General features: G+C 69.3%; 18 protein-coding genes. 7 read left to right on the forward strand and 11 right to left on the reverse strand.

The window, feature by feature from the left end; genetic code table 11:
- Nucleotides 1-179: 179 nt before the first annotated feature.
- The 7 genes from M6E97_RS12550 to M6E97_RS12580 form a co-directional block, all read right to left on the reverse strand.
- A complete protein-coding gene (locus M6E97_RS12550; protein ID WP_023095727.1) occupies nucleotides 180-1,361 on the reverse strand; it encodes an aminotransferase class V-fold PLP-dependent enzyme in 1,182 nt (393 codons plus the stop codon).
- Nucleotides 1,362-1,506: 145 nt separating this feature from the next.
- Nucleotides 1,507-3,117, reverse strand: a complete 1,611-nt coding sequence (locus tag M6E97_RS12555; protein ID WP_033938890.1) for an ABC transporter ATP-binding protein — start codon at nucleotides 3,115-3,117, stop codon at nucleotides 1,507-1,509.
- A gap of 1 nt (nucleotide 3,118) precedes the next feature.
- On the reverse strand, nucleotides 3,119-4,135 hold the full coding sequence (locus M6E97_RS12560) for an ABC transporter permease (RefSeq protein ID WP_079385776.1): 1,017 nt from the start codon (nucleotides 4,133-4,135) through the stop codon (nucleotides 3,119-3,121).
- A gap of 1 nt (nucleotide 4,136) precedes the next feature.
- Entirely contained in the window at nucleotides 4,137-5,210 is a 1,074-nt protein-coding gene (locus M6E97_RS12565) for a microcin C ABC transporter permease YejB (protein ID WP_003139663.1), read from the reverse strand.
- A 1-nt stretch (nucleotide 5,211) separates the two neighbouring features.
- Nucleotides 5,212-7,020 carry an extracellular solute-binding protein gene (locus tag M6E97_RS12570; protein ID WP_015503012.1) on the reverse strand — a complete coding sequence of 603 codons (1,809 nt, stop codon included), beginning with the start codon at nucleotides 7,018-7,020 and terminating at the stop codon, nucleotides 5,212-5,214.
- Nucleotides 7,021-7,023: 3 nt separating this feature from the next.
- Entirely contained in the window at nucleotides 7,024-9,981 is a 2,958-nt protein-coding gene (locus tag M6E97_RS12575) for a TonB-dependent receptor (protein WP_023084317.1), read from the reverse strand.
- A 261-nt stretch (nucleotides 9,982-10,242) separates the two neighbouring features.
- Nucleotides 10,243-11,145: a LysR family transcriptional regulator gene (locus M6E97_RS12580; protein ID WP_023094081.1), complete on the reverse strand. Its 903-nt coding sequence runs from the start codon at nucleotides 11,143-11,145 to the stop codon at nucleotides 10,243-10,245.
- Between the two features lie 140 nt (nucleotides 11,146-11,285).
- On the opposite strand from M6E97_RS12580, the gene M6E97_RS12585 reads away from it, so the two are divergent.
- Nucleotides 11,286-12,671 (forward strand): MFS transporter, encoded by a 1,386-nt coding sequence (locus tag M6E97_RS12585; protein WP_044069207.1) that lies wholly within the window; start codon nucleotides 11,286-11,288, stop codon nucleotides 12,669-12,671.
- Nucleotides 12,672-12,677: 6 nt separating this feature from the next.
- On the opposite strand, the gene cynR is transcribed toward M6E97_RS12585, so the two are convergent.
- Nucleotides 12,678-13,565: a transcriptional regulator CynR gene (cynR, locus tag M6E97_RS12590; protein ID WP_003114874.1), complete on the reverse strand. Its 888-nt coding sequence runs from the start codon at nucleotides 13,563-13,565 to the stop codon at nucleotides 12,678-12,680.
- A gap of 114 nt (nucleotides 13,566-13,679) precedes the next feature.
- Here cynR and cynT point away from each other — a divergent pair, with 114 nt between their 5' ends.
- Nucleotides 13,680-14,342 (forward strand): carbonic anhydrase CynT, encoded by a 663-nt coding sequence (gene cynT / locus M6E97_RS12595; protein ID WP_034005055.1) that lies wholly within the window; start codon nucleotides 13,680-13,682, stop codon nucleotides 14,340-14,342.
- A gap of 39 nt (nucleotides 14,343-14,381) precedes the next feature.
- Nucleotides 14,382-14,852 (forward strand): cyanase, encoded by a 471-nt coding sequence (gene cynS / locus M6E97_RS12600; RefSeq protein ID WP_003128725.1) that lies wholly within the window; start codon nucleotides 14,382-14,384, stop codon nucleotides 14,850-14,852.
- Between the two features lie 37 nt (nucleotides 14,853-14,889).
- Here the strand turns inward: cynS and M6E97_RS12605 are convergent, their stop codons facing one another.
- Both M6E97_RS12605 and M6E97_RS12610 read right to left on the reverse strand, forming a co-directional pair.
- A complete protein-coding gene (locus M6E97_RS12605) occupies nucleotides 14,890-15,843 on the reverse strand; it encodes a FecR family protein (RefSeq protein WP_003088702.1) in 954 nt (317 codons plus the stop codon).
- Nucleotides 15,840-16,346, reverse strand: a complete 507-nt coding sequence (locus tag M6E97_RS12610; protein ID WP_003088700.1) for a sigma-70 family RNA polymerase sigma factor — start codon at nucleotides 16,344-16,346, stop codon at nucleotides 15,840-15,842. Before M6E97_RS12610 ends, M6E97_RS12605 begins: the two co-directional genes overlap by 4 nt.
- 328 nt (nucleotides 16,347-16,674) lie before the next feature.
- Between M6E97_RS12610 and M6E97_RS12615 the strand changes: the two genes are divergently transcribed.
- Nucleotides 16,675-18,669, forward strand: coding sequence for an alkaline phosphatase D family protein (locus M6E97_RS12615; protein WP_003111897.1), 1,995 nt, complete (start codon nucleotides 16,675-16,677; stop codon nucleotides 18,667-18,669).
- A gap of 57 nt (nucleotides 18,670-18,726) precedes the next feature.
- Here the strand turns inward: M6E97_RS12615 and M6E97_RS12620 are convergent, their stop codons facing one another.
- Nucleotides 18,727-19,023 carry an antibiotic biosynthesis monooxygenase family protein gene (locus M6E97_RS12620; protein ID WP_003088696.1) on the reverse strand — a complete coding sequence of 99 codons (297 nt, stop codon included), beginning with the start codon at nucleotides 19,021-19,023 and terminating at the stop codon, nucleotides 18,727-18,729.
- Nucleotides 19,024-19,604: 581 nt separating this feature from the next.
- Between M6E97_RS12620 and cmrA the strand changes: the two genes are divergently transcribed.
- From cmrA to yidD, 3 genes are all read left to right on the forward strand, one after another.
- On the forward strand, nucleotides 19,605-20,537 hold the full coding sequence (gene cmrA, locus M6E97_RS12625; RefSeq protein ID WP_003088694.1) for an AraC family transcriptional regulator CmrA: 933 nt from the start codon (nucleotides 19,605-19,607) through the stop codon (nucleotides 20,535-20,537).
- Nucleotides 20,538-20,624: 87 nt separating this feature from the next.
- Nucleotides 20,625-21,980: a hypothetical protein gene (locus tag M6E97_RS12630; protein WP_015503020.1), complete on the forward strand. Its 1,356-nt coding sequence runs from the start codon at nucleotides 20,625-20,627 to the stop codon at nucleotides 21,978-21,980.
- Nucleotides 21,981-22,038: 58 nt separating this feature from the next.
- On the forward strand, nucleotides 22,039-22,299 hold the full coding sequence (gene yidD / locus M6E97_RS12635) for a membrane protein insertion efficiency factor YidD (RefSeq protein ID WP_023112455.1): 261 nt from the start codon (nucleotides 22,039-22,041) through the stop codon (nucleotides 22,297-22,299).
- Nucleotides 22,300-22,330: the final 31 nt, after the last annotated feature.

Consider the following 22,330-nt stretch of genomic DNA (forward strand, 5'->3'; position numbering starts at 1 on the left):
ACTTCCGTCGGCGGTGGATGGGAATGGCGACGCATGATACCCAACCTGGATGATCCGCCAAGCGCGCATTGCCGGGAAACGGCGGCAAAGACGAAAAGCCCCTGGAGCCGCAGGGCGAATAACCGCTTCGCGGTTATCCGCCGCCCCTGGCTTCGGCGAGGGCGGGTCGAGCCGGCCGCTCAGCCTGCCCTGGATACCCCGAGGAACGGCTGCCACGCCGGCGCGCCACTATCCGCCGCGGCCTTGAGGGCGGCTACCGCCGCGTCGACGTCGGCCTCGCGGGTGTAGCGACCGAGGCTCAGGCGCACGCTGCGGCCGGCGCTGGCGGCGTCGTGGCCGAGGGCGAGAAGCACGTGGGACGGCGCCGGCCGCGCCGAGTTGCAGGCCGAGGTGCTGGACACCGCCAGGCTGGACTCCAGCGCCTGGGGGACGAAGGCCGGGTTGTCGAAGGTCAGGTTCAGGGTATGCGCGATGCGTGCGTCGGCGCTGCCGTTCAGGCGCCAGCCGTCGATCTGCGCCAGCCCCTCCAGCAGACGCCGCTGGAGTCCGGCGATGCGCTTGCCCTCCTCCTCGAAAAGCTCGCCGGCGAGGGCGAAGGCCTCGCCCATGCCGACGATCTGGTGGGTCGCCAGGGTCCCGGAGCGCAGGCCCTGCTCGTGTCCGCCGCCGTGGATCTGCGCCTTCAGCCGGCGCTCGGCGCGCGGCCCGACGTACAACGCGCCGATGCCCTTGGGCCCGTAGGTCTTGTGTGCGGAGAACGACATCAGGTCCACCGCCAGGCGGCCCAGGTCGATCGCCACCTTGCCGCTGGCCTGCGCCGCGTCGACGTGGAACAGCGCACCGCGCTCGCGCACCCGTTCGCCGATGGCGGCGATGTCGGTCAGGGTGCCGAGTTCGTTGTTGACCCGCATCAGCGACACCAGGCGGGTATCGGCGCGCCAGGCCGCCTCCACCTGTTCCGGCCGGATCAGGCCATCGGCGCCGGGCGCCAGCCAGGTCACGCTCCAGCCGTCATCGGCGAGTTGCTGCACGGTGTCCAGCACCGCCTTGTGCTCCAGGCGACTGGTGATCAGGTGGCCGGGCGTGTCCAGCGCCTGGGCCACGCCCTTGAGGGCCAGGTTGTTGGATTCGGTGGCGCCGGAAGTCCAGACGATCTGCCCGGCGCTGGCGCCGACCAGCGCGGCCACCTGCTCCCTGGCCCGCTCCACCGCCCGCCGCGCCTGGCGGCCGTAGGCATGGGAGTTCGACGCGGGATTGCCAAAACACGCCTGGTAGCCGAGACACTCCACCATGGCCCGGATCACGCGCTCGTCCACGGGCGTGGTGGCGGCGTAATCGAAGTACAACGGTAACGAACTCATCGCATTCCCCCAATCGATCGAACGGCCCCGGAAGCCGACATGGCTCCTTGTCCCTGACGGGCCCGCAGGCCGATCTTAAGAAAAGCGCCGGGGCGTCTGGAAAGAACCTTTCGGAACATCCTTAGAGTCTGCATGGTTTCCCGCCTCAGATTCCCAGCCCGGCCACCCGCAGGTGCTCTTCCAGGCGCAGCGCGGGTATCGCTCCGAGCAACTCGCGGGTATAGGGGTGGCGCGGCTGGCTGAACAGCGCAGCGGCGCTGCCCTGCTCCACCACCCGGCCGTCCTTGAGTACCAGGATGTCGTGGGCCAGGGCGCGTACCACGGCCAGGTCGTGGCTGATGAACAGGTAGCTCAGCCCGTGGCGACGCTGCAACCGACGCAGCAGCTCGACCACCTGGCACTGCACGCTGCGGTCGAGCGCCGAGGTCGGTTCGTCGAGCAGGATCAGCGCCGGCTTCAGCACCAGCGCGCGGGCGATGGCGATGCGCTGGCGCTGGCCGCCGGAAAACTCGTGGGGATAGCGTTCCAGGCAAGGCTCGTCGAGACCGACCTCGCGCAGTGCCTCCAGCACCCGCGCGCGGCGTTCGCCGGCATCGCCGATGCCATGGATACGCAGGCCTTCGCCGACGATCTGTTCCACGCTCAGGCGCGGGTTGAGGCTGCCGTAGGGGTCCTGGAACACCGCCTGGAACTGCCGGCGCAATGGCAACAGGCGCTTGCCGTGCAGCCGGTCGAGGCGCTCGCCCTGGAACAGGATCTGCCCTTCGGCCGGCAACAGGCGCAGCAGCGCCTGGCCGAGGGAGGACTTGCCCGAACCGCTTTCGCCGACGATCCCCAGGGTGCTGCCACGGCGCAGCCGCAGGCTGACCTCGTGCACCGCGCGCAGTCCCGCGCGCCGGCGCAGCCAGCCGCCGGGCGCGGCGTAGTCGAGGCTCAGCGCGCGCACCTCCAGGCAGGTCTCGCGGCACGCCACCGGCTCCGCCAGGCCACCCGGCTCGGCCTCGATCAGCAGCCGCGTGTAGGGATGCCGGGGCGAACGGAACAGCGTCTCGCAGGCGTTCTCCTCAACGATCCGGCCATCGTGCATCACGCAGACCCGGTCGGCGACCCGACGCACCAGGTTGAGATCGTGACTGATCAGCAGGATCGCCATGCCCAGCCGTCGCTGCAAGCTTTGCAGCAGCTCCAGGAGGCGTTTCTGCACGGTGACGTCGAGAGCCGTGGTCGGTTCGTCGGCGATCAGCAGTTGCGGCTCGCAGGCCAGCGCCATGGCCAGCATCACCCGCTGCCGCTGGCCGCCGGAGAGCTGGTGCGGATAGGCCTCGAACAGACGTCGCGGCTGTTCCAGGCCGGCCAGTTCGAGCAGTTCCAGCACCCGCTCGCGCAGCGCGGCGCCACGCAGGCAACGATGCAGGCGCAGGCCCTCGCCGACCTGGCGGCCGATGCGCTGCAATGGATTGAGCGAGGTCATCGGCTCCTGGAACACCATGCCGATGCGCTGCCCACGAATCGTCAGCAATGCCTGCGGCGACAGGGCGAGCAGTTCCTCGCCGTCCAGGCGCACGCTGCCGCCCAGGCGCGCCGCGCCCGGCAGCAGGCGCAGCAGGGCGTGGGCGGTCTGCGACTTGCCGGAGCCGGACTCGCCGACCAGGGCCAGGGTCTCGCCGGCGCGCAGGCTGAAGTCGATCCCCTTCACGACCTGCGTGTCGCCATAGGCGACGCTCAGGTTTTCCACTCGCAACAGTTCCCGGTTCATCTCATGTCCTCGGATCGAAGGCGTCGCGCACCGCTTCGCCGATGAACACCAGCAGGCTGAGCAAGGTCGCCAGGACCACGAACACGGTCAGCCCGAGCCAGGGCGCCTGGAGGTTGTCACGGCCCTGCCCGACCAGTTCGCCAAGGCTCGGCGAGCCGGGCGGCAGGCCGAAACCGAGGAAGTCCAGGGCGGTCAGGGTGGTCACCGCGCCACAGAGCAGGAACGGCAGGAAGGTCAGGGTCGCAACCATGGCGTTGGGCAGGATGTGCCGGAACATCACCCCGGCGTCGCCGAGGCCGAGGGTTCGCGCCGCCTTGACGTACTCCAGGTGACGACCGCGCAGGAACTCGGCGCGAACCACGTCGACCAGGCTGGTCCAGGAGAACAGCAGCATGATCGCCAGCAGCCAGCCGACCCCGGGCTGCACCAGGCTGGCGAGGATGATCAGCAGGTAAAGCATCGGCAGACCCGACCAGACCTCGATGAAGCGCTGGCCGAACAGGTCGATCCAGCCGCCGTAGTAGCCCTGCACCGCGCCGGCGCAGATTCCCAGCAACGACGAGGCCAGGGTCAGGCCGAGGGCGAAGAGGATCGACAGGCGCAGGCCGTAGATCACCCGCGCGAGCACATCGCGGCCCTGGTCGTCGGTGCCCAGCCAGTTCTCCGCCGAGGGTGGCGCCGGTGCCGGGCGCGCGTAGTTGATGCTGCGGGCGTCGAAGCGGATCGGTGGCCACAGCGCCCAGCCGTCGCGAGCGATGCGTTCGCTCATGAAGCGACCGCGGTAGTCCGGCGGGAACGGCAGCTCGCCGCCGAAGGCGGTTTCCGGATAGTCCCGCAGCACCGGCAGGAACCACTGCCCACGGTATTCCAGCAGCAGCGGGCGGTCGTTGGCGATCAGCTCGGCGAACAGGCAGGCGACGAACAGCGCGATGAACAGCCGCAGCGCCAGGCGCCCGCGGCGGTTGGCGCGGAACGCGGCGAGGCGGCGGCGGTGCAGCGGGGAAAGGACGATGGCCATCTCACTGTTTCCTCGCGGCGAAGTCGATGCGCGGGTCGACCAGGCTGTAGGCCAGGTCGCCGGCCAGCTTCACCAGCAACCCGAGCAGGGTGAAGATGAACAGGCTGCCGAACACCACCGGGTAGTCGCGGCCGAGCGCCGCTTCGTAGCCCATCAGGCCGAGGCCGTCGAGGGAGAACAGCACCTCGATCAGCAGCGACCCGGTGAAGAACACCGAGACCAGCGCCGCCGGCAGCCCGGCCACCACCAGCAACATGGCGTTGCGGAACACATGGCCGTAGAGCACCCGGCGCTCGCTGAGGCCCTTGGCGCGAGCGGTGGCGACGTACTGCCTGGATATCTCGTCGAGGAAGCTGTTCTTGGTCAGCAGGGTCAGGCTGGCGAAACCGCCGACCACCAGCGAACCCACCGGCAGCGCCAGGTGCCAGAGGTAATCGGCGAAACGCGCCAACGGGCCGAGGCGCTCGGCGCCCTCGGAAGCCAGGCCGCGCAGGGGGAACCAGTCCAGGTAGCTGCCGCCGGCGAACAGCACGATCAGGACGATGGCGAAGAGGAAGCCGGGCACCGCATAGCCGACCACCACCAACGCGCTGCTCCACAGGTCGAAGGCGCTGCCGTGGCGCACCGCCTTGGCCACCCCCAGGGGAATCGACACCAGGTAGGTGATCAACGTCGCCCACAAGCCCAGGGACAGCGAGACCGGCAGCTTCTCGGCGATCAGGTCGACGACCCGCGCGTCGCGGTAGAAGCTCTCGCCGAAATCCAGCCGGGCGTAGCTCGACAGCATCAGCCAGAGCCGTTGCAGCGGCGGCTTGTCGAAGCCGTACTGGCGCTCCAGGGCGGCCACCAGCTGCGGGTCGATGCCGGTCTCGCCGTGGCGCTGCGGTTCCAGCGCGCCATGCCCGCCCTCCCCGCCACGCCCCAGCGGGCCGCCGCCGTCGACGCCCTGCAGGCGCGCGATGGCCTGTTCCACCGGCCCGCCGGGTGCGGCCTGGACGATGGCGAAGTTGATCAGCAGGATGCCCAGCAGGGTCGGCAGGATCAGCGCCAGGCGGCGCAACAGGTAGCCGCCCATGTCACTGCGCCTCCCGGCTCGGCGCGGCCCGCTCGCGGACTTCCCACCAGGTGTTCAGCCCCAGGCTGTAGCGCGGCGCCTGCGGCGGTCGGCCGAAGCGATTCCAGCTGGCGATCCAAACCTCGTCGGAATACCAGGTCGGGATCAGGTAGTAGCCCCATTGCAGCACCCGGTCGAGGGCGCGCACGGCGGTTTCCAGGGCGGCCCGCGAGTCGGCCTCGACCACCGCCTGCACCAGCCGGTCGATGGCCGGGTCCTTCAGGCCGATGCGGTTGTAGCCGCCGGGATCGGCGTAGCTGGAGGAATGCCAGAAGCTGTACTGCTCGTTGCCCGGCGAATTGGACTGGGAGAAGCTCGAAACGATCATGTCGTAGTCCCGCGCACGTATGCGCTCGATGTATTGCGAAGCGTCCACCTGGCGCAGGCGCATATCGATGCCGATCCGCGCCAGGTTGCGCTGGAACGGCAGCAGCGCGCGCTCCAGGCCCTTGCCCTGGAGCAGGAGTTCGAAGCGCAGCGGCCGTCCGGCGGTATCCAGCAGGCGTCCGTCGACGGCATGCCAGCCGGCCTCGCCGAGCAGGCGGTAGGCCTGCACCAGGCGCTCATGGATATCGCCGCTGCCGTCGTTCACCGGCGGAGCGTAGGCCTGGCCGAAGACCTCCTCGGGGATCTGCCCGCGCAGCGGCTCCAGCAAGGCCAGCTCGTCGGCGCCGGGCAGGCCGCGAGCGGCCATCTCCGAGTTGTCGAAATAGCTGCGCAGGCGCTTGTAGCGACCGCCGAAGAGCTGCCGGTTGGTCCATTCGAAGTCGAACAGCAGGCTCAGCGCCTGGCGTACCCGGCGGTCCTCGAACAGCGGCCGGCGCAGGTTGAACACCAGGCCCTGGAGGCTGGCCGGGTACGGGTAGGGAAAGCTCTCCTGGCGCAACCGGCCATCGCGCAGGGCCGGCGAGTCGTAGCCGCTGCTCCAGGCCTTGACGCTGGTCTCGACATTGATGTCGGCCTGCCCGGCCTTGAACGCCTGCAAGGCCACGCCGCTGTCGCGGTAGTAGTCGAAACGGATCCGCTCGAAGTTGTACAGGCCACGCCCGACCGGCAGGTCGCGAGCCCACCAGTCGGGGTTGCGCCGGTAGCTCACCGAACGCCCCGCCTCGGCCTTCTCCAGCCGGTAAGGTCCGCTGCCCAGCGGCGGCTGCATGCTGCTGCGGTTGAAGTCGCGTCCCTGCCACCAATGCCTGGGCAGCACGTAGAGCTGGGCCAGCACCAGCGGCAGTTCGCGGTTGCCGGCATGACGGAAGTCGAAGCGGATGCGCAGGCGGTCCTCCACCACCGGCTCGAGGACCTCCTTGTAGTAGGCGCGCCAGAACGGGCTGCCCTGCTCGACCAGGCTGTCGAAGGAAAACTTCACGTCCTCGGCGGTGACCGCCACGCCGTCGCTGAAGCGCGCCCGCGGATCGATATGGAAACGCACCCAGCTGTTGTCCGGGGCTTTCTCGATGTAGCGCGCCAGGTAGCCGTATTCGGTGAACGGCTCGTCCAGCGACTGGAAGCCGAGGGTTTCGTAGATCAGCGCGGCCTGGGTCATGCTGATCGGCGTGCCGCGGTTGGCGAAGGGGTTCAGCGTGTCGAAGCTGCCGCTTTCCATCCGCCGCAGGCTGCCGCCCTTGGGCGCCTGCGGGTCGACGAAGTCGAAGTGCTGGAAACCCGGCGGGTATTTCGCCGGCTCGTCGTAGAGCGTGATGGCATGGCGCGGCTCGCTGCGGGCCAGGCTGGCGAGCAGGCAGCAGGCGAAGACCAGGATGCGTCCGGGCATGGCTCAACCACCGAAGTGATAGCTGAAGTCCAGCCACCATTGGCGGCCCATGGCGTCGTAGTTGCCGGTGGGATAGTACGGCCAGCCATCGGAGTCGTCCTCCTTGATCTGGTCGAGCAGGTTGTTCACCGTCAGGCCGACGCTGGCGCGTTCGTTGAGCCGGTAGCGGGCGCTGGCGTTGAACACCGTCCACGGGCTCAGGCGCCCGCTGCCAGCGGCGTTGGTAACGCTGCCGTAGCGCACCGCGAAGAGCGTCGAGGTGAACTGTGCGTAGTCCCAGGTCAGGCTGGCGTTGAGTTTGCTGCGCCAGTCGTGGGAGTCGAGGCTGTCGCGCTGGTTCTCGCTGGGGTAGTCGTCGGACTGCTGGTAGTCGTGGGACAACACCAGGGTGTAGCCGAGGGTCGAGGAGAAGGCGCCGTAGTCACCGGCGCCCCAGCGGATGTTGCTGCGCAGGTCGATGCCGCTGGTGCGCTCCTTGGCCGCGTTGATGGCATTGACGTAGACCTTGTTCAGGCGATTCGGATCGACGCTGGCGTCGCCGGCGTTGCGCTCGACCCGCGCCAGGGTGTCGCGGCACTGCGCCGAGTCCGGATCGAGCCCGCCGCTGCGGCAGGCCGCCTCGTCGCGCAGCAGTTTGTCCGGATCGAGGGTGGTCAGCAGGTCGTCGATCTGGATGTGGTAGTAGTCGGCGGAAAAGTCGAACCTGCTCGACGGCGACCAGACGAAGCCGTAGCTCCAGTAGCGCCCGCGCTCGGACTTCAGGTCGGGCGTGCCGCTCTGCACGTAGTCGACCCGGCCGTTCTTGCAAGCGCCGTCGACGCCTTTCTCGCAACCGTAGTAGTCCTTCTGCGCCGGGTAGTAGCCGTTGGCGTCGGCCTGGTAGATGTAGTTCAGGTCCGGCGCGCGGAAGCTGGTGCCGTAGCTGCCGCGGAGCAGCAGGCTGGTCAGCGGGCGCCACTCCAGCCCCAGGTTGTAGGTGGTCTGCTCCTCGGTGCGACCGCTGAACCTGTACTGGTCCCAGCGGCCGGCGGCGGACGCCAGCAGCGTGTCGTGCAGCGGGATGCTGAATTCGCCGCCGGCGGCGTAACGGTCGCGCGAGCCGCCGGAGCTGCTGGCCTTGGAGACGTTGTAGAGAGAGCCGTCGTTGTATTGCGAGTCGGGACGGATCCTGTAGCCCTGCTTGCCCACCTCCAGCACGCCGGCGAAGGCCACCGGGCCGGCCGGCAGGTCGAACAGCTCGCCGTTGCCGGTGAAGCTGTAGGTCTGCGAGTAGGACTCGCTGTGCTGGGTCACGTTGCGCCGCAGGCTGCGCCATTCTTCCTCGCTCAGCGGACGTCCGAGGCGCGCCGGATCGGGATCGTAGACCGGGTAGCCGTCGCGTTCGCCGAGCTTGCGGCCCAGGTACAGGTCGAGGATCCCGGCCGCCGGGGTGTAGCGGGTAGTGCGGTCGCTGCGGTACTCGGAGCGGGTTGCGGCCAGTTCGTATTCCCAGGAAGTATTGGCGACGCGGTCGCTGTAGCCGAGGGTGCCGGTCCAGGACACCTCGCGCCACTTGCTGTTGTTGCTGCTCTTGCCGCCGATCTCCTCGGGCGAGAACAGCCGGTACCAGCGCTCCAGGTCGCCGCTGGAGGCATTGATGAAGTCCGGCGAGGTGAAGGACGGCCCGCGGGTATTGTTCTGCAGGTGGTCGAAGCCGAACAGCAGGTCGGCGAACAGCTTGCCGCTGTCGCTCAGGTGCCAGGTGCCGCCGGCGTAGCCGTCGTAGTTTTCCTTCTTGGTCTGCAGGGTCCAGTAGTTGTTGTAGTACTGGTCGGTCATGCAGCGATAGCCACCCCTGGCGCCCGGCACCGGCGCCACGTTGCCGCCGAACAGGCCGCCGAGGCCGGCGCAGGAGGCGTCGCCGAGGTAGCGTCCGCTCTGCGGGTTCAGCCGGTAACCGACGTTGTTGCCGTCCGGGTAGCTGTCCATGAAACCGCGCTGGTTGGCCCAGACCGGCTGGCGCTGCTCGACCTGCAGGCCGAACAGGCCTTCGAAGTCGCCCGTCGCACCGCCGCCGACCAGTTGCAGGCGCTGGTTGTCGCCGCCGCCGCGCTCGGTGGTGCCGGCGCGCAGGTTGACGTCGACGCCATCGAATTTCTTCTTCAGGACGATATTGACCACCCCGGCGATGGCATCCGAGCCATAGATCGCCGAGGCGCCGCCGCTGAGGATCTCGATGCGGTCGATCATGACCGCCGGGATGTTCGCCAGGTTGGTGAAGTTTACCGAGCCGCCATAGGCGGTCGGGTAGTCGGCGACGCGCCGGCCGTTGATCAGCACCAGCGTGTGGTTGGGGCCGAGATCGCGCAGGTTGAGGGCGTTGGCCGCCGGTTGCCAGGTGTTGCCGTAGTCCTCGCCCTGGGTCATGCCGGTGTTCTGGGTCTGCGTCTGCAAGGCCTCGAAGACGTTGCGGTAGCCACGGTTCTGGATTTCCTCGCTGCTGATCACCGTGACCGGCGACGGCCCTTCCTGCTGGGCGCGGGGAATCCGCGAGCCGGTCACCACCACCCGCTCCAGGGTCTGCTCCGCTTTCGCCGCCAGCGGCTGCACCTTCGCCGCCGGTACGGCCGCGCGCAGCGGCGCGGCGGAAATCACCGCGCCGCGCTCGGAACGGCGGAACTGCAGGCCGCTACCGCGCAGGGCCTGTTCCAGGGCCTGGTCGACACTCAGCGGACCGCGCACCGCCGGCGCCTGCCGGCCGCGCACCAGCGACTGCTCGAAGGAGATCAGCAAGCCGCTCTGCCGCGAGATGCCTAGCAGCACCTGGTCCAGCGGGCCAGCGGCGACGTCGAAGGTGAGCGCCTTGGCGGCGGGCGCGGGCGTCTCCGCACGTGCCTCCGGCGGCGCGGCGTAGGCCGCCGCGAGCAGCGCGGCCAGGGCCAGGCTGGAAGGCAGGCGTGTGGATGGAGCATGGTGCGGCATCGTTCGGTTCCCCCCGAAAACATGGTTTCCAGGGGATGAGCGATGAGCGCGGGAGATTTGCAGGGCCAGCTTGGAACGCTTTGTTCTGAGCTTATAAACGCAGGCGAACAGGCGTATCGGCGGATAACGCCTCCGGCGTCATTCGCCCCACCCGACAATCTTCCCCAGCTCCGCTACCGGCCTTGCCCCGCGTAGGGCGAATAGCCGCTTGCGGCTATCCGCCGGTCCGAACACGGCGTTATCCGCCCTGCCGCCCTCGGGTCAGTACGTCAGCGCCCCGCACCAGTGCGCGCTCTTCAGTTCCTCGTAGAGCGCGCCGATCTTCAGCGAGCACTGCCGCGACGGCGGGTAGATCAGCGACACCGGGCACAGCGGCGGTTCGAACGGCTGGAGGATGCGTACCAGTCGACGCCGGCGGATCGCCTCCTCGGCCATGAAGCCCATCACCTGGACGATGCCCTGGCCGACCAGCGCCGCGTCGACCAGCGCGTCGGCCACGTCCAGCACCAGGTCGCCGCGCACCGCCAGGCTCAGCGGCTGGCCGTCGCGCTGGAACTGCCATTCCAGCAGCTTGCCGGTGTGCAGGTCGCGCACCGTCGGGCAGTTGTGCCCGGCGAGTTGCTCCAGGCGCTCCGGCGTGCCGTGACTGCGCAGGTATTCCGGCGACGCCACCGTGACCCAACGCAACGCCGCCAGCGGCCGGGCGATCAGGCGCACGTCGCCGACCCGACCGAGACGCACGGCGGCGTCGAAGCCTTCCTCGGTGAGGTCGACCAGGCGGTCGGTCATCGCCGCCTCGATCTGCAACTGCGGGTAGCGCCGGGTCAGTTCGCGCAGCGCCGGCATGATCACGATCCGCCCGAGCGCCTGCGGGGTGGTGATCTTCAGCGGACCGCTCGGCGCACACTGGCGGTCCACCAGCAACTTCTCGACTTCCTCCAGCTCCGCCAGCAAGGGTGCGCAGCGCTCGTAGAACAGCTGGCCGTCCGGGGTCAGGCTGACGCTGCGGGTGGTGCGGTGCAGCAGACGCACGCCGAGTTCGGCTTCCAGCCGGCCGATGGCGCGCGACAGGCCGGACTGGGTCAGACCGAGGGAAACGGCGGCCTGGGTGAAGCTACGGGTCTCGGCCACGCGGGCGAGCAACTTGACGGCATTCAGGTCCATGGCGATCTCATCGATGATTATTTTCATCAGTGAAAGGACGGAGAGGCTATTTATCACGATTCCAGCATGAGAAACACTGGCCGCGCCCAACCCAGACCAGGAGTCCCGCCGTGACGGACCGTGCCGCCCCTTCCAACTGGATGCTCGCCCTGCTCGCCTGCGCGCAGTTGATCATCGCCCTCGACGCCACCATCGTGTTCGTCGCCCTGCCGGAAATCAGCCGGGCGCTGGATTTCTCGGCGCAACGCCTGCAATGGGTGGTGAGCGCCTATACGGTGGCCTTCGGCGGCTTCCTCCTGCTCGGCGGGCGCGCCACCGACCTGCTCGGCCGGCGCCGCATGTACGTCCTCGGGCAAAGCCTGTACGCCCTCGCCTCCCTCGCGGGCGGCCTGGCCCAGAGCGAGTTGCCGTTGATCCTCGCCCGCGCCGTGCAGGGCCTGGGTGGCGCGCTGCTGTTCCCGGCAACCCTGGCGCTGATCGGCAATCACTTCGCCGAGGGCCCGGCGCGCAATCGTGCCCTGGCGATCTGGAGCATCGCCTCGGCGTTCGGCCTGGCCCTCGGTTCGGCGCTCGGCGGCGCGCTCACCGAGCTGTTCGGCTGGGCCTCGATCTTCCTGGTCAACGTGCCGCTGGCCGGCGCCGCGGCGCTGCTCGCCCTGCGCCTGATCCCGGCCGACGCCCGGCGCCAGCGCGGTCGGCGCTTCGACCTGGCCGGCGCGCTGACGGTCACCGCCGGCGCCACCCTGCTGGTCTTCGCCCTGGTCCAGGGCCCCGAGTCGGGCTGGGATGCGCCCTCGGTACGTTTCGGACTTTACCTTTCCGTCCCGCTGCTACTGGCGTTCCTCGCCATCGAACACTACAGCCGCGACCCGCTGATGCCGCTGCGCCTGCTGGGCAACCGCAACCTGCAGGTGGCGATGCTGCTGACCGCGATCTTCATGAGCAGCTACGGCGTGCAGTACTACTTCCTGGCCATCTACTTCCAGTCGGTGTACGGCTACAGCGTGTTGCAGACCGGCCTGGCGTTCCTCCCGGCGACTCTGCTCTGCACCCTCGGTATCCGCGTCGCCGAGCGCCTGCTGGCCCGCCACGGGGCACGCGCGACGCTGGTCGCCGGCCTGCTGCTGGGCGCACTCGGGCTCGGCCTGCTGGCAGCGTGTCTGCCGCTGGGGCGCGGCTTCCTGGCGCTGCTGCCGGCCATCGTGATCCTCAGCGTCGGCCAGGGCATGACCTGGACCGCCATGTGGGTCAGCGCCGCCAGCGGCGTCGATCCCGCCGAACAGGGCGTCGCCTCGGGGATGGCCTCGATGACCCAGCAGATCGGCGGTGCGCTCGGCCTGGCCCTGCTGGTGGCGCTGGCCAACGCCCAGGTACGCGGCGCCGATGCCGCCAGCCTGCTGGCCAGCCAGGCGCGCGGCATCGAATGGGTGACCGCGCTCAGCGCCCTGCTCGCCCTGTGCGGCGCCGCCCTGGCCCTGCGCCTGCGCCGCGAGGAGTCCGCGGCGTTGCAGCCGAGTCGCGGCTGATCCCGCTCAGGCGTCGCCCAGCTCGGCGCCGAGTTCCAGCGCCAGGGCCTGGAAGGCCAGGCGCGCGGCGCCGGGATGGCTGCCCTGGCGCCAGAACAGCGCTACCTGGCGGGTCGGCAGCGCCGGCCGCAGCGCCACGCAGCGCAACCCGGCCTGCTGGCGCGCCACCGCCTCCGGCAGGATGCTGGCCAGCCGTCCGCGGCGAACCACGTCGACGATGGCGCTGATCGAGTTCGCCTCCAGCGCCACCCGCGCCGTCACCCCTTGCTGGCGCAGGTAAGCGTCGATGTGCCGGCGCGTGGCGAAGTCGTCGCGCAACAACGCCAACGGCAACTCCGCCAGCGCTGCGGCGGCCAGCGGCGCGTCCGCCGCCGGGTGTTCCGCCCCCAGCACCAGGCCCAGGCGCTCCAGGTAGAGCGGCTGGCTGTCGATCTCCACTGAACCCGGCTCGCTGAAGGCCACGCCAAGGTCCAGGCGATCGTCGATCAGCGCCGCCTCCAGGGCGTCCTGGGGCAACTCCTCGAGGCTCAACTCGATGCCCGGATAGCGCTGATTGAACGGATCCACCAGGGCGCCCACCAGATAGCAGGTGAAGGTCGGCGTCATGCCCAGGCGCAGGCGGCCGCGACTGAGGTCGCGCACCTCGTGGATCGCCCGTTGCGCCGCTTCCAGCTCGCGCAAGGCACGCCGCGCATGAAGCAGGTACAGCTCGCCGGCATCGGTGGGACGCACGCTCCTGCCGGAGCGGTCGAGCAATTGCACGCGCAGTTGCTCTTCCAGTTGCCGCACCTGCTGCGACAGGGTCGGCTGCGAAACGTGCAGCGCCTCGGCGGCGCGGGTGAAGTTGCGATGCTCGGCGACAGCGAGCAGGTAGCGCAGGTGGCGAAGCAGCATGGAAACATCCAACTATAGGCCAGACCAATGATTGGAATAATAAACCGGTCTTGGACCCTATGGCTCAATCCGCGCATCCTGGCCCCACCATTCGACGGCCAGGAGCCCAGCGCCATGCGTGACATCATCGACGGCTTTCTCCGCTTCCAGCGCGACGCCTACCCGGCGCGCTCGCAACTGTTCAAGTCCCTGGCCACCCGGCAAGCCCCCAAGGCGCTGTTCATCGCCTGCTCGGACAGCCGGGTGGTCCCCGAGCTGCTGACCCAGCGCGAGCCCGGCGAACTCTTCGTGATCCGCAATGCCGGCAACATCGTCCCCGGCTACGGGCCGCAGCCCGGCGGGGTCAGCGCCTCGGTGGAATACGCGGTGGCGGTGCTCGGGGTCGGCGACATCGTGGTCTGCGGCCACTCGGACTGCGGCGCGATGGGCGCCATCGCGTCCTGCGCCTGTCTCGACCAGCTGCCGGCGGTGGCCGGCTGGTTGCACCACGCCGAGGCCGCACGGGCGATGAACAGCGCCCACGAACACGCCTCCGAGGCGGCGCGGCTGGACGCCCTGGTGCAGCACAACGTGATCGCCCAACTGGCCAACCTGCGCACCCACCCCTGCGTCGCCCGCGCCCTGGAACAGGGTCGGCTGAACCTGCACGGCTGGGTCTACGACATCGAAAGCGGCCGCATCGACGCCCTCGACGGCGCCAGCCGGCGCTTCGTCTCCCTCGCCGAGCATCCCGAAGTGCGCGCGGTAGGCGGCGCACCCGGGCAGGCGGTCGCCTGAATCCCTTCCCTCACAACCACCCGCAAGGAGAGTCATCCCATGCAACACAGCCAAGTGTCCCCCAACGCGCGCCAGCAACTGGCCGAGACCGTGGTCCTGAACAAGGCCCGCCTGGGCCTGTCCTGGCAGGATCTGGCCGACGGCACCGGTTTCGCCCTGACCTTCGTCACCGCCGCCCTGCTCGGCCAGCATGCCCTGCCAGAGACGGCGGCGCGCAAGATCGCCGCCCAACTCGGCCTGGACGACGACGCGGTGCTCCTGCTGCAAAGCATCCCGCTGCGCGGCAGCATTCCCGGCGGCATTCCCAGCGACCCGACCATCTATCGCTTCTACGAGATGCTGCAAGTCTACGGCAGCACCCTGAAGGCACTGGTCCACGAACAGTTCGGCGACGGCATCATCAGCGCGATCAACTTCAAGCTGGACATCAAGAAGGTCGAGGACCCGGAAGGCGGCTCGCGGGCGGTGATCACCCTCGACGGCAAGTACCTGCCGACCAAACCGTTCTGAAGCGTCGCGCCGCCCGGCTCGCCGCCGGGCGCGCGCCTCAGCGGCTGGCGATGCTGACCCAGTAGGGCCCGTGGTAGTCGATCCGGATCGGCAGGCTCTGCTCCAGCAATGCCAGCGCCACGCCGCTGTCGTCCAGCGGGTAGATACCACTGACGCGCAGCGCCGCCGCGTCGTCGGCGACGCTGACGATGCCGCGGCGATAGGCGCGCAACGCCTCCAGTACCTCCCCCAGCGGACGGTCGCGGACCTCCAGCCGGCCATCCAGCCAGGCGCTCTCGCCGCCTTCGGCAGGACCTCGGGCGAGAATCGCCGAGGCGTCGAAACGCGCGCTCTGGCCGCGCTCCAGCAGGCATTGCCGTCCGTCGGCCGTGGTGATCCGCACCCGCGACTCGAGCACCACCACCCGCGAGCTGGCACCGTCATCGCTGACCTGGAAGCGGGTTCCCTGCGCCTCGACCTGGCCGCGCCCGGTGTCGACGACGAACGGCCGCGCCGGATCCCGTGCCACGTCAACCAGCAGGCGCCCCTCGCGTAAGCGCAGGCGACGCCGGTAGCCATCGAATTCGGGGCGTACCCGGCTGCGCGCGTCCAGCACCAGTTGGCTGCCATCCTCCAGGCGGAAACTCTGGCGTTGTCCGGTGCCGGTATACAGGTCGCCGGGCCAGGGGAAGCCGACGATGCCGATCCGCCCCAGCGCCAGCGTCGCCACGCCGAACGCCGCCAGGGCGAGGCTGCGCTGGAGAAACCGGCGACGGGCGGACGGCGCCTCGAGCGCGCCGATCAATTGCTCGGCGCGCAAGCCGTGCAAGGGCTCGTCGCGAAACGACTGCAAGCCCAGGCTGAGCCGGTCGAACACCGCACCGTGCTCGGCGTCGGCCTGGCGCCACTGCTGGAACGCCAGGCGCTCCTCGGCGCCGGCATGGCCGGATTGCAGCAGCGCCATCCACTGCGCCGCTTCGTCGAGGATGCGTTCGCGCCTTCCCTGGCTCATTCGGCAAGCACCTGGTAGCACTGCTTGAAGCCCTCGACCATGTACTGGTGGATGCGGCTGACGGAAACCTCCAGCAAGCCGGCGATCTCCACGTAGGTCAGTCCGCCGATCTGGCTATGGATGAAGGCGGCGCGGGCCTTCGGCGACAGCCCGGCGAGCATGCGCTCCAGGCGCAGCAGGGTTTCCACCACCTGGGCCTGCTCCTCGGCGGACGGCGCGAGGGCCTCCGGAAGCCCGGCCAGGCTTTCCAGGTAGGCGCGTTCCAGGTCCTGGCGCCGCCAGCCGTCGTACATCAACCGGCGGGCGATGGTGGTGAGCAGCGCGCGCGGCTCGCGGATGCTTGCCGGGTCCGGCAGGGCGAGGACCTTGAGGAAGGTTTCCGAGGCGATGTCCTCGGCGCTGTGGGGGCAGCCGAGGTAGCGCCGCAGGCGCCCGCTCAGCCAGGAATAATCGTTCTGGAACATCAGGCCGACGAGGCGATTGCGTGTCTGATCCATGCCCATTCCGCACTCTCGTGCTACGGGCCTGCGCCACCGGGCGTCGGGGTGGCAGGCGAAACCTTGATCGGCGGGAGGCGGCGCCGACGTCGGATTGCACGTGTCCCTCCCGCAAACAGCGATGGCAGACCGCCGGGGCCTGCGCGGAAGGCAATATGCCGCAGAAGCCAGAACGCAAAAAAGAATATTAATTAAGGTGTACTTAACTTTTTGGCATTAGAAGATCGTCGTCCGCCGACGACTGTCGTCATTCCTTACGAAATGGCAACGCCGCGAGCCGCGGAAAGCGGCATACTCGTCAGCTTGTTTCGCCGCGTCGACAGCGCCCGCACCAATGTCCGCCTCGCTCCCCAACGACACCCCGCCCAACGACACCCTGCCCCTGGTCCTGGCCGGCCCCCTGCTGCGCCGCGCAGAGCCCGAGCGCCTGGTGTTCTGGCTGGCCACGTCATGCCCGACGACCATCGAGCTGGTCCTCGCCAGCGAAGGCGAGGCGGAGCGTCGGATCCGCCTCGCGGAAGGAACCCACTCGGCCATCCGCATCGGCACCCATGCCTGGCTGCACCTGCTGGATGTCGCGCTCGACCCGCCGTTGCCCTGCGCCCGCCTGGTCGACTACGACCTGCGTCTGGCCGCCGACGGCCGGGAGCCCGCGGGAATCGCCGAATGGGCGCCGCATCTGCTCTACCCCGGTCGCCAGCGCGCCAGCCTGGTGCTCAAGCCACGTCTCGACCAGTTGCTCCACGGCTCCTGCCGCAAGCCGCATCACCCGGCGGCCGATGGCCTGCTGCAGGTCGACCGGCTGCTGGAGGAAAACCTGCTGCAGGCCGAAAGCCGCCCGGCGTTGCTGATGATGAGCGGCGACCAGGTCTACGCCGACGACGTCGCCGGGCCGATGCTGGTGGCCATCCATGGGCTGATCCGCCGCCTCGGCCTGTACGGCGAACACCTGGAAGGCGCGCTGGTGGACGACAGCGAGGCGCTCTACGCACACCCGGCCACCTACTACCGGCGCGAGGACCTGCTGCCCGCCTTCAAGTCCAACGAAGCCCTGCGCGAGCGCTTCTTCGGCGGGGTGAAGAAGCCGATCTTCACCTCGGCCAACGCCCACAACCATCTGGTCGGCCTGGCCGAGGTGCTGGCGATGTACCTGCTGGTCTGGTCGCCGGCGCCCTGGCGCCTGGTCAGGCTGGAACCGCCGCCGGGGCTGGATGCGCGGCACGCGCAGCGCTTCGCCGACGAGCGCCGGCACATCGAAGCCTTCCGCGATGGCCTGCCCGGCGTGGCGCGGGCACTGGCGCATATCTCGTCGCTGATGATCTTCGACGACCACGACATCACCGACGACTGGAACCTTTCCGCGCGCTGGGAGCTGACCGCCTACGGCCATCCGTTCTCCCGGCGGATCATCGGCAACGCCCTGCTCGCCTACCTGCTCTGCCAGGGCTGGGGCAACGACCCGCAGCATTGCGGCGAATGGCTGGCGCCGGTCACGGCCCTGATGGAGGGTGCCGCGGCAGACGGCCGGCTGCCCTGCGCCGAGCAGGACCGCCTGCTCGATGCCCTGCTCGACTTCCAGCACTGGCACTACCGGTTGCCTGGCAGCCCGACCCTGATCGTCCTCGACACGCGCACCCGCCGCTGGCGCAGCGAACGCAACCTGGGCCGGCCCTCCGGGCTGATGGACTGGGAGGCGCTGAGTGAACTCCAGCAGGATCTGCTCGGCGAAAAGGCGGCGATCATCGTGTCGCCGGCGCCGATGTTCGGGGTCAAGCTGATCGAGGGCGTGCAGAAGCTCTTCAGCTGGATCGGCCAGCCGCTGCTGGTCGATGCGGAAAACTGGATGGCCCATCGCGGCGCGGCCTCGGTGATGATGAACATCTTCCGCCACTCGCGCACGCCGGGTAACTACCTGATCCTTTCCGGCGACGTGCATTACTCCTTCGTCTACGACATCCGGATTCGCCACCGCGAGCGCGGGCCCCGGCTCTGGCAGATCACCAGCAGCGGGATCAAGAACGAATTCCCGCGACGCCTGCTGGACTGGTTCGACCGCCTCAACCGCTGGCTCTATGCGCCCTGGTCGCCGCTGAACTGGCTGACCCAGCGGCGCAGCCTGGAAATCCGCCCGCGCGTTCCGCAGCACAGCCAGGCCGGCGAGCGCCTGTGGAACAGCGCCGGGATCGGCCAGGTATTCATTGGCGAGGACGGTCGTCCGCGCGCGGTGTTGCAGGTCAATGCCGATGGCTCGCCGGCGACCGCCTTCGAGCGACATCGCGACGTCGAAGACGAACGAGCGGACCAGTCGCCGGTCGCGCCGGATCGCTGAGACGCCAGAACAAGGGGGACGGGCGGACGCCGCGCCGCGTCATCCGCCCGCCCGGTTTCAGAACGGCCGCTCCTGCACGTCCAGGGTCGCCGCCAGCGCTTGCCAGAGCACCTCGGCGAAGACCCGCTGGGCGTCGCCGGACAGGTACGCCTGCATGGCCGCTTCATCGCTCCACTCGCTGTGCAACAGCCACAGGTCGGCGTCCCCGTCCGCCTGGCGCAGTTCGTAGCGCAGGCAACCGGGCGCGGCCTGGCCCGCCTGCGCCAGCTCTTGCAGGCGCAGGCCGAGGCGGTGCGACTGGCCGCTGCGGGCGCGAATGCTGACCAGGTGACTGGCCCGATTGAACGCTGGCATGCTCTCTGCCTCCTCGACATGGATTCGCCGCTGCGCAAGCGGCACCAGGAGTGGAAGGGCCGGCGGCGCCGAGACGCCGGCCGGCCGCTGTGGGGTGTAAGGGTGACGCATGTGCCCTGCCTCCGATTACCAGTTGCCGGGATGGGTCCGCGCCAGCGTGCCGCCCGCGGCGGGGCCGGCAGGCGAACGGGAAGGCGTGTCGGGGACCAGAGCGCCGTCGCGCGACCGCGAACGGGAGGCGCCCGGCGCGCGCTCCGGCGGCACGCCGCCCGATGACAGTCTGGCCTGTTGATTTGACATAGGTGTGTCCCCCTGCAGGTATTTCCCATCGGCATGACGGAGATTCCGCCATGCCAGCCAGATTAGGGGGACGGCGCGGGGAATCGGTAGACGGATACTGTCGGGTTCTTGCCTGAAACTGCCGCGTTCCGGTTTTTTCTCATCCGCTTGCGCCCGGTGAAACGAGCTGGCTTGCCTGTTCCTGGCGAATGCTTGCCTGATCCTGCCATCGCGCAGCGCGATGGATGCCTGTCGCCGCGACGCGCGCTAGTCTTGGGAAGGTTTCCCCCGCGAGTCCCCGCATGAGCGAAAACACCCCGCTTCTTTCCGTCGATCTCCCCGCCGAATTGCGCCAGCGCCAGAGCGAACTGGCGCAGTCGCTGCTCAGGCATTGCCCCCGCGACGGTATCTACGGCACCGCCGTCGAACCCCTCGCCCTGATCCGCGCCGACGGCCCCACCCTGCCGGCGCGCGGCATGCACAAACCTGCCCTGTGCATCATCGCCCAGGGCCGCAAGGAGGTGCAGTTGGCCGAGGAACGCTATATCTACGATCCGTTGCACTACCTGGTGGTCTCGGTCACCCTGCCGCTGGCCGGCCAGGTGATCGACGCCTCGCCGGACGCGCCCTACCTCTGCGTCCGGCTGGATATCGACCCGGCGGAAATCACCCAGTTGATCTCCGACGCCGGGCCCATGGAAGTGGCCAGCCGGCGCGGCGACCGCGGCCTCTACGTCGACCGTATCGACGCCAGCCTGCTGGATGCGGTGCTGCGCCTGATCCATCTGCTGGACAGCCCGCGCGACATCCCGATGCTGGCGCCGCTGATCCTCCGCGAGATTTTCTACCGGCTGCTGCGCAGCGGCCAGGGCCAGCGCCTGCACGAGATCGCCATCGCCGACAGCCAGGCCCACCGCATCACCCGCGCCATCGACTGGATCAACCAGAACTACGGGAAGCCGCTGCGCATCGAGCAACTGGCCCAGGTGGTCAACCTCAGCCCCTCGACCCTGCACCACCGCTTCAAGGCCGTGACCGCGATGAGCCCGTTGCAGTACCAGAAGCAGTTGCGCTTGCAGGAAGCACGCCGGCTGATCTTCAGCGAGGGCCTGGAAGTGGCCGCCGCCGGCTACCGGGTCGGCTACGAAAGCCCGTCGCAGTTCAGCCGCGAGTACAGCCGGCTGTTCGGCGCCCCGCCGCTGCGCGACCTGGCGCGGGCGCGCAACACCGCCTAGGGGAACGCGGCAGCGGCCGCGACGGTCAATCGGGAAGCGGCGGGATACCTTCGTCGCCCCGACCGACCTTGCGCAACCGTACCCGCCATGACCCGAGCCCTGCCCCTGCTCCTGCTTGCCCTGTCCCTTCCCGCCGCGGCGACGGACAGCGAGTCGTTCGCCCGCCGCTACCTGGCCTATGCCCATGCCGTCGGCCAGCACAGCGAACGACTTTGGCCCGGCTGGCGGATGGCCGACAAGGCCTTCCTCTACAGCGATGGCCGCAGTACCTGGGTCGCCGATGCCGAAGGCCGCGCGCAGCGCACCACGGCGGCGGGCGACAGCGACCCGGATCTCGACCTGAGCTATGCCTTTCCGCGTTACCGGGGCCGTCCGGCGGTGCTGCTGCAGATCAGCGCCGCGCACCTGCGGAGCAATACCGGCAATAGCGAGACGCTGGCCGCCATCGGCCCGCACGAAGCCTTCCATCGCTACGCCCAGGAAGACTGGCCGGGCCTGCGCAAGCCCGGTGGCTATCGCGGCGACCTGGCCACGCTCGACCCGCGCCCGCGGGAATACCGCTATGCCCTGTTCCAGTCGCTGCTCCAGGCCCTGCGCACGCCCGGGCAGCGCGACAGCTACCTGAGCGACGCCCAGGGCTGGCTGCGCCGCTGGCGCGAAGCTGCTCCCGAGGAAAGCCGGCTGGCGGCGCAGGTCGATCTCAGCGAAGGCACCGCGCGCTACATCGAGATGGCCGCCGCCGCGCGCTACCGCACCGATTTCGCCGAGGATCCGCAACGCTATCGGCAGGCGCTGCGGGAGTACGCGCTGGCCTTCTACGATGCCAACGAGATCGGCGTCGGCGTCGACAGCGAAGCCTACGAGATCGGCGCGCTGGCCGGAGTGCTGCTGGACCTGCGCGACGACGACGCGGACTGGAAGGAGGCCGCGATAGCCGGCACCTGGCCGCTGGACTACCTGCTGCGCGACCAGCCTCCGGCCTGGAGCGAACTTCCCGACGACGCGCGGGCGCGCGGCGAGCGCTACCGGCGTGAGATGGGCGCCACCCGCCAGCGCCTGGTCGAGTTGCAGGAGGCCTTCGCCGACCCACGGCGACCGCTGCTGGTGATCCCACAACCGCGCCGCACCATCGGCTTCACCACGGCGGCCAGCAAGGTGCGCGGGGGCTTCTACGTTCTTGCCGACGGGCCGTTCCGCCAGGCCTACCTCGGCGCGCGCTGGAATGTCGGCGAGCTGACCCTGGACGGCGTCGACTACCTGGAGGGCGACGCCGAGGCGTACTGCCCGGGCTACGGCCGTTCGGCACTGATTCCATTGCGCGGAGGCGCTTGGCGCGAGGGCACGCTGGCGCCGGAAGAACCCGGCCTGCGCGGCCGCCTGGCGACTGCTCGCAGCCTCGTCGACGGGCGGACCCTTTATTGCGCAGCGGAGAATGCTCCTTGAGGACCGACAACGGCGCTACAATGCCCGCTCGCCGCCGCAACCCCGCCGAGGGCTCGCCATGAAGTTCCTGCTGATCGGGCTGATCCGCTTCTACCAGTACGCAATCAGCCCGCTGATCGGTCCCCGCTGCCGCTTCTACCCCAGTTGCTCGCACTACACCCTGGAAGCCATCCGCGTACATGGCGCGCTGCGAGGCGGCTACCTCGGCGCGCGCCGGCTGCTGCGCTGCCACCCCTGGCACCCGGGCGGCTACGACCCGGTTCCGGAGCGCCAGGAACAGGCGTGCGCCTGCCACAAAACGGCAAAGCCCGGCAAATGAAGCCGGCGAAAAGATCGCAACGGCGACATCC

Source organism: Pseudomonas sp. B111 (assembly GCF_026428275.1).
Classification (GTDB): domain Bacteria; phylum Pseudomonadota; class Gammaproteobacteria; order Pseudomonadales; family Pseudomonadaceae; genus Pseudomonas; species Pseudomonas aeruginosa.